Origin of the sequence: Haloarcula sp. CBA1122, from assembly GCF_009741785.1 — an archaeon.
Lineage (GTDB): Archaea > Halobacteriota > Halobacteria > Halobacteriales > Haloarculaceae > Haloarcula > Haloarcula hispanica.
Window position 1 is genome coordinate 1 of the sequence record NZ_WPCB01000089.1, and the last position, 6,510, is coordinate 6,510.

Annotated in this window: 9 protein-coding genes and 1 pseudogene; 5 read left to right on the plus strand and 5 right to left on the minus strand. The window is 66.4% G+C overall.

Annotated elements, in window-relative coordinates; all coding sequences use genetic code 11:
- Positions 1-277, minus strand: a pseudogene (locus GJ630_RS18980) (amidohydrolase); the annotation flags it as partial.
- A gap of 81 nt (positions 278-358) precedes the next feature.
- Here GJ630_RS18980 and hmgA point away from each other — a divergent pair.
- Positions 359-1,576: a hydroxymethylglutaryl-CoA reductase (NADPH) gene (hmgA, locus tag GJ630_RS18985; protein WP_191450722.1), complete on the plus strand. Its 1,218-nt coding sequence runs from the start codon at positions 359-361 to the stop codon at positions 1,574-1,576.
- Between the two features lie 24 nt (positions 1,577-1,600).
- Here hmgA and GJ630_RS18990 read toward each other — a convergent pair whose 3' ends face one another.
- Positions 1,601-1,951, minus strand: coding sequence for a hypothetical protein (locus tag GJ630_RS18990; RefSeq protein ID WP_191450723.1), 351 nt, complete (start codon positions 1,949-1,951; stop codon positions 1,601-1,603).
- Positions 1,948-2,472, minus strand: coding sequence for a DUF5817 domain-containing protein (locus tag GJ630_RS18995; RefSeq protein WP_014039601.1), 525 nt, complete (start codon positions 2,470-2,472; stop codon positions 1,948-1,950). The genes GJ630_RS18990 and GJ630_RS18995 overlap by 4 nt, the downstream gene beginning before the upstream one ends.
- A 92-nt stretch (positions 2,473-2,564) precedes the next feature.
- On the opposite strand from GJ630_RS18995, the gene GJ630_RS19000 reads away from it, so the two are divergent.
- Entirely contained in the window at positions 2,565-2,903 is a 339-nt protein-coding gene (locus GJ630_RS19000) for a cupin domain-containing protein (protein WP_064288250.1), read from the plus strand.
- A gap of 37 nt (positions 2,904-2,940) precedes the next feature.
- A complete protein-coding gene (locus GJ630_RS19005) occupies positions 2,941-3,738 on the plus strand; it encodes a hypothetical protein (protein ID WP_064288251.1) in 798 nt (265 codons plus the stop codon).
- A gap of 19 nt (positions 3,739-3,757) precedes the next feature.
- On the opposite strand, the gene GJ630_RS19010 is transcribed toward GJ630_RS19005, so the two are convergent.
- Positions 3,758-3,982 carry a hypothetical protein gene (locus tag GJ630_RS19010; protein ID WP_014039604.1) on the minus strand — a complete coding sequence of 75 codons (225 nt, stop codon included), beginning with the start codon at positions 3,980-3,982 and terminating at the stop codon, positions 3,758-3,760.
- 81 nt (positions 3,983-4,063) lie between these two features.
- Here GJ630_RS19010 and GJ630_RS19015 point away from each other — a divergent pair, with 81 nt between their 5' ends.
- Positions 4,064-4,291, plus strand: a complete 228-nt coding sequence (locus GJ630_RS19015) for a hypothetical protein (RefSeq protein WP_008310699.1) — start codon at positions 4,064-4,066, stop codon at positions 4,289-4,291.
- Positions 4,292-4,430: 139 nt separating this feature from the next.
- Here the strand turns inward: GJ630_RS19015 and icd are convergent, their stop codons facing one another.
- The gene (gene icd, locus GJ630_RS19020; protein ID WP_014039605.1) at positions 4,431-5,693 is read right to left on the minus strand and encodes an isocitrate dehydrogenase (NADP(+)); all 1,263 of its coding nucleotides are present in this window, start codon (positions 5,691-5,693) and stop codon (positions 4,431-4,433) included.
- Between the two features lie 151 nt (positions 5,694-5,844).
- On the opposite strand from icd, the gene GJ630_RS19025 reads away from it, so the two are divergent.
- Positions 5,845-6,510, plus strand: a 666-nt coding sequence (locus GJ630_RS19025; protein ID WP_191450724.1) for an isoaspartyl peptidase/L-asparaginase, incomplete at its 3' end; no start/stop codon positions are given.

Genomic DNA, 6,510 nt, shown 5'->3' on the forward strand with positions numbered 1-6,510 from the left:
GCCGCCAGCAGCCGGTCGATGCAGTCGTCCGGGCCGTCTGCCCCGGCGAGGTCTGCCTCGACTGCACGGCGGCGACGATGTCCAGATGCGTGTGAGCGTCGACGAAGCCGGGCAGCAAGACGCCGCCGCGACAGTCGACGGTCTCGGCACCCGCGGTCGAGAGGTCATCCGGGTCGCCGACGGCTGTGACAGTTCCGTTCGTCACTGCGACCGCCGATGCCGGACCGTCGCCGGACAGCGGCCGCACCTCACAGTTCGTGAATACGCGGTCGACCATACGGAACCCCCGAACGGCGACTGCAAAACGCTTGGCCTGCCAAGAGCAACTGTTAGGAGTCCCGAAGCCACACCGGTCAGTATGACCGACTCCGACGCTACGGCGCTCGCGGAGCGCGTTCGTGACGGTGAGTTGCGGCTCTACGAACTGGAAGACCACGCCGACCCCGACACTGCGGCGGCGGCCCGTAGACACCTGCTGGCCGAGGAGACCGGCGCGGACCTCTCAGCGGTCGGCGACTACACCTTCGACGCTGCCGACGCCGAGAGCAACATCGAGAACATGGTCGGCGCGGCGCAGGTCCCGATGGGTGTGGTCGGCCCGCTGCCCGTCGACGGCGGGGCCGCCGAGGGCGACCACCACCTCCCGCTGGCGACCAGCGAGGGCGCGCTGCTGGCCTCCGTCAACCGCGGCGTCTCGACGATTCGCAACGCCGGCGGTGCAACCGCTCGCGTGCTCAAATCCGGGATGACCCGCGCCCCGGTGTTCCGCGTCGAAGACGTGGCCGAGGCGGGTGAGGTGTCGGCCTGGGTCCGCGAGCACGTCGACGCTCTCGCCGACGCTGCCGAGTCCACGACCAGCCACGGCGAGCTACAGGACGTGACGCCCTACGTCGTCGGCGACAGCGTCTTTCTGCGGTTCTCCTATGACACAAAGGACGCGATGGGAATGAATATGGCCACCATCGCGACTGAAGCGGCCTGCGACGTTGTCGAGTCCGAAACGCCAGCCGACCTCGTGGCGCTGTCGGGCAACCTCTGTTCGGATAAGAAGCCCGCCGCCATCAACGCCGTTGAGGGCCGCGGCCGGACCGTCGCCGCGGACGTGCTCATCCCCCACGAGCAGGTGGAGGAGCGACTCGATACGACTTCCGACGCTATCGTCGAGGCCAACACCCGCAAGAACCTCGTTGGCTCGGCGAAGGCCGGCGCGCTGGGGTTCAACGCCCACGCCGCCAACGTCGTCGCCGCGGCCTTCCTCGCACTCGGGCAGGACATCGCGCAGGTGGTCGAGGGGAGCAACGCTATCACGACCGTCGACGCCCGCGAGGACGGTCTGTACGCATCGGTCACCATCGCATCGCTGGAGGTCGGGACCGTCGGCGGCGGGACGGGTCTCCCCACGCAGTCCGAGGCGCTTGACGTGCTGGGCTACGGCGGCGGCGGCGACCCCGCCGGCAGCAACGCCGACGCGCTCGCGGAGGTCATCGCCGCCGGCGCACTGGCCGGCGAACTCTCCTTACTTGCGGCGCTGTCCTCGCGTCACCTCTCCTCGGCGCACGCCGACCTCGGGCGGTAGTCCCGGCTTCGGGGCGGTCTGTCATCACTGCCGGCTCTGACTCACCAGAAAGCCGGCACCCGCAACGAGCACGACGACGCCGGCGAGCAGGAGTGCTTCCTCGCCCAACAACGGACCGAGCACGAGCAGCGCCCACGCGACGGCGAAGACACCGTGTGCGATGGCGAACAGCCGCTGGCCCCGCCGGGCGAACACGGCTGTACCCAGCGCGAACCCGAGCGTGAGAACGACCGCCGAGAGCGCGACGGTGCTCACCTGCAGTGAGCCGACTGCGACGGGGTCAACGACCGGTGTGAGGAGAAACAGCAGTCCCGAGAGACCGACAAGAAACCCGACTACGACCGGTCCGGGCTCCAGATCTAACGTCGCGGTCATAGCAGCCGGTACTGCCCCCGACTCTCCGATGCCTTGCCGGCACGAACCAGCTTTGTCAGTGCCTTCCGGGTGTACGACGCCGGGACGCCGCGTTCCTCGGCGTAGGCCACGATGTCGTCCTCGGTCGGCTCGTCGAGGTTCCGGAGCGCGTTCGTGACCGTCTCCTTACGGCTCGACCCTCTTGTCGCCCCTTGCTCGGCGCGGTCGGCGGCCGCCGACACGGCGTCTGTATCCACCCCCGAATCTTCGAGGTACGTCTCGTCGTCCACGCCTGCGCCGTCGACCTGGCGCTCCATTTCGGCGTAGGAATCCAACTCCGCGAAGGCGTCACCCTCCCCCTGCCGGTTCGCCAGCATCGACGCCCGGACCTCACGGGCGTGGGCCTCGTCGTCCGTTTCGACGAACTTCCGCCGCTTCTCGTGTTTGCGGCGCGTGCCACACCGCGGGCACTGTGTTGTCTCCGGTCGCCCCTCAGTGACCCACAGCGCGCTGCAATCACTACACCCGACGACCGCGTACATACCTCTCTGTCAGGGCCGGACGGTACTGAATCCACCGACGTCCGATGCCGGGGGACGAAGGCTTAGGTGCGGTGGACATGACATAGCTGAGCATGGAAGAAGTACCACAGGCGGCCTGTGAGACAGTCGAAGCAGTCGACGGCGTTCACCTGACACAGTTGGCGGTCGGAGAGCAGATGAGCGTCCAGCAGTTTCATATCGAACCCGGCGCGGCCGTCCCGGAGCACAGCCACCGCCACGAGCAGGTCGGCTACGTTGTGAAAGGGACCTTTACCTTCCACGTCAACGGCGAGGAGTACGTCATCGGCCCCGGGGACTCCTACGTGGTCCCGAGTGAGGAGCCACACGAAGCGCGCAACGACGGCGAGGAACCGGTCCGGGGTATCGACGTGTTCAGTCCGCCCAGATCGAACCCGGACTGGCAGGACTAGCCACAACTGTTTGGGGCCGGCGGCCGTAGCGCAATCAATGACGCGAGCAGTGGCTGCTGTCGTGACGCTCGCGCTCGTACTCGCCGGGTGCTCGGGCTTCGTCCAGCAGGACAGCCCCGAAACAGTCACGCCGGCAGCGGTGCCGACCGATGGGGTCGGGTATCCGCCGGGCGTGAGCGACGAGGCAGTGGTGCCGCCAGTGCTGGCCAGCGCCCACGCGCGGACGCTCGCGACGACAAACTACACGCTGGTCTCCCGCCAGCGGGTCACCGACAGCAACGGGACGGTACTCCGGCGGTCCGACCACACACGCCACGTCGCGGCGAACAAGACGACGTACGCCGGGCAGTTCCGCCAGAACGGCACCGAACTGAACACTTTTACGACCCGCATTGATTACTGGACCAACGGCTCCATCGTCGCGGCCCGGTACGACGAGCGATCGAACGGGCCCCAGCGGGTCAAGTGGACTGTCCGCGACGACGGCCCGGTCTCAGACCTCTCGGAGCGGCGGATGATACGCGGTATCGGGGAAGCCGTCGATCTCTCCGTTGCCGACCGGAGCGACGGCGGCGTCGTCCTCGTCGGCACCCGTTTCACGGACCCTGACAGGCTCAGTACACCCCTGTTCGTGAGCGCCCCTCGCAATGTCTCTGTCCGGCTCCGCGTCAGTCACGACGGTACCGTCTCGGCGCTTCGGCTGGCATTCGATGCCGAACGGAGCGACCAGCAGGTCCGTGTCACGCAATACCTGCGGCTACGAAACGTCGGGTCTACGACAGTGACACAGCCGGTGTGGGTCGCGAACACGACCCAGCGGTCGCTTCAGGAATAACCGCCCGCAACGAACGAATTCAGGCGCTACCGAGCGCGGGCAGGACTCGGCGGGAGGCGAGCATATAGCCGGCGTACAGGAGGACCAGCCCCATATATACTTCCCACGCAGCGAACGCGGAGATGCCGCCGGACAGGTCGGCGAGAGCGGCCTGTTCGGTGAGTGCTCCTCCCACAGTTAGCCCGGCCGCGAGAACCGTCGAGAGAAGGAGTTCAAGTAGCTCCGGAAGCGATTCTGAAACCATGTATGCGCAGATATCAGTGTCAACCCGCTTGTAGCTCTTTCGATCCGAGAGAGCTTTGTAGGCTCGCGAGAACGGACCTGTATGAGCCAAAACTGGAACGCGGACTACGCGACACTCGCAAAGCGCGGGTTCATGCTCGGGGCGGGGCTGTTCCTCCTCGGCATCGCGGGGGAAGTCGCCGGAAGCGCCGTTCTCGGGACGCTCCCCGCCTGGGGCGACACGCTGCTGGTCGACATGGAAATGCTCGGTATTCTCGTCGGCCTCCTCTCGCCGCTCGTGTTCGGTGTGGTCCTTCCGCTGACGGAGTAACCCTTCTCTGACGGATACGCTCGATAAAACGACTCCCGAGCTACGGCCCCGTTCTCCCGACAGCACGACCGCTCGTCTCGCCAGTCCCGGCTGTTGTGCGCGATAAAAATGTAGAGTTTGGGTGATCAGCGCGACTCGCTTACGCGAGCTTCTCTATATTCTCGACGACCTTCTCGGCGAACTCGCTGGTGGCGAGCTTGTTGCCGCCCTCGATCTGGCGTTCGAGGTCGTAGGTGACGTCGCCCGAGGAGATGGTCTCCTCGACGGCGTCACGAACGAGCTGGCCGGCGTCCTTCCAGCCCATGTATTCGAGCATGAGTCGGCCGGAGAGAATCATCGCGGTTGGGTTGACCTTGTCCTCGCCGGCGTACTTCGGCGCGGAGCCGTGGACCGGTTCGGCGAGACAGCGGGCCGAGCCGAAGTTCGCACCGGGGGCGATGCCGAGCCCGCCGATCTGTGCGCCGGCGGCGTCGGACATGTAGTCCCCGTTGAGGTTCATCGTCGCGATGACGTCGTACTCGTCGGTACGGGTCAGGAGCTGCTGGAGCATGTTGTCGGCGATGCGGTCGTTGACGACCAGCGCGTCCTCGGGCGCTTCGCCGTCGTACTCGTCCCACAGCTCGTCCTCGGTGATGACGTGCTCGCCGTACTCCTCTTCGGCGACCTCGTAGCCCCAGTCGCGGAAGGCACCCTCGGTGAACTTCATGATGTTGCCCTTGTGGACCAGCGTAACGGAGTCGCGGTCCTCTTCGAGGGCGTAGTCGATGGCCTCGCGGACGAGGCGCTTAGTCCCGAACTCGGTGATCGGCTTGACGCCGATGCCGACCGGGCCGTCGTGGATGGTCTCGTCGAAGTCCATCTCGTCCTCGACGAACTCCTTGACTTCCTCGACTTCGTCGGTGCCGGCCTCCCACTCGATGCCGGCGTAGACGTCCTCGGTGTTCTCCCGGAAGGTGACCATGTCCATCTCCTCGGGGTCCTTGACCGGTGACGGGACGCCCTCGATGTGGTAGGTCGGGCGGACGTTCGCGTAGAGGTCGAGCGTCTTCCGGAGCGCGACGTTCAGCGAGCGGAAGCCGGCGCCGACCGGCGTCGTCAGCGGCCCCTTGATAGCGACGTTGAACTCCTTGATCGCCTCGACGGTGTCGTCAGGGAGGTTCTCGTCGTACTTGTCCCGGGCGGACTGGCCGGCGTAGACGCGCATCCAGGAGATGTCACGGCCGGTGGCGTTCGCGGCGGCTTCGAGCACCTTCTGTGCGGCCGGACCGACGTCCGTCCCGATACCGTCCCCGTGGATGATGGGGATGATCGGGTTCTCCGGAACGTCGAGTTCGTCGTCCTCCGTGACCTGAATCTGCTGTCCCTCGTCGGGAACCTCCACTTTATCGTAATCGTAGCCCATATTCCGCCAATTGACAGTCGCCCCTAAAGGCGTGCCGCTTTCCCTCAGACATGGTAACACAGTCCGTAAAGAAAGGGCTTCGACCGAACGTCGGGACGACACTAACGTCATAGCCGGAGGTGATATGCCGTTCGTGTGTCAACGGGGTTGCATGCACGTCATCGTCCACGGCGGCGCGGGCAGTCCACCGGAGTCACCGGCTACTCGGCAGGAAACACTCACTGACGCCGCTGAACAGGCAACGGCGGCGGAGGGTCCGATGGACGCAGTGCTAGCCGCGCTTCGACCGCTCGAATCCGATCCGGCGTTCAACGCCGGCGTCGGTGGGGCCGTCCAGAGCGACGGCGAGGTCCGGACCGACGCTGGACTGATGACCGACGCCGGCCAGGTCGGGGCGGCGTGTGCAATGTCTGGCGTTGTACACGCCACCGATGTGGCCCACAGTGTGGGAACCGAGACGCCACACGTCTTGCTGGCCGGTGACGAGGCCGTCGATTTCGCGGCAGGCATGGGTGTCGAAACCGGTCGCGACCTCACGACTGCGGAGACACGACAGCGATACGAGGCCGCTGACCCTCCTGATGGCGGACCCGCAGATCATCTTGAATGGGTCCGTGAGCATTTCAGCGGCACTGACACCGTCGGCGCGGTCGCGACCGACGGGGGCCGGCTCGCGGCGGCGACATCGACCGCCGGGCGCTGGTTCGCGCTGGCCGGTCGGGTCGGCGACGTACCGCAGATCGGCGCTGGCTTCTACGCGGACGACCGCGGGTGGCGCGAGCGCGACCCGGCGAAGGGGGAGGCTATTGCCCCGGTT

Excerpts from the sequence above, each read along its gene's own strand:
- GJ630_RS19010 (WP_014039604.1), bottom strand. The coding sequence starts at position 3,982 with ATGGTTTCAGAATCGCTTCCGGAGCTACTTGAACTCCTTCTCTCGACG.
- GJ630_RS19005 (WP_064288251.1), top strand. The coding sequence starts at position 2,941 with ATGACGCGAGCAGTGGCTGCTGTCGTGACGCTCGCGCTCGTACTCGCC.
- GJ630_RS19015 (WP_008310699.1), top strand. The coding sequence starts at position 4,064 with ATGAGCCAAAACTGGAACGCGGACTACGCGACACTCGCAAAGCGCGGG.
- hmgA (WP_191450722.1), top strand. The coding sequence starts at position 359 with ATGACCGACTCCGACGCTACGGCGCTCGCGGAGCGCGTTCGTGACGGT.
- icd (WP_014039605.1), bottom strand. The coding sequence starts at position 5,693 with ATGGGCTACGATTACGATAAAGTGGAGGTTCCCGACGAGGGACAGCAG.
- GJ630_RS18990 (WP_191450723.1), bottom strand. The coding sequence starts at position 1,951 with ATGACCGCGACGTTAGATCTGGAGCCCGGACCGGTCGTAGTCGGGTTT.
- GJ630_RS19000 (WP_064288250.1), top strand. The coding sequence starts at position 2,565 with ATGGAAGAAGTACCACAGGCGGCCTGTGAGACAGTCGAAGCAGTCGAC.
- GJ630_RS18995 (WP_014039601.1), bottom strand. The coding sequence starts at position 2,472 with ATGTACGCGGTCGTCGGGTGTAGTGATTGCAGCGCGCTGTGGGTCACT.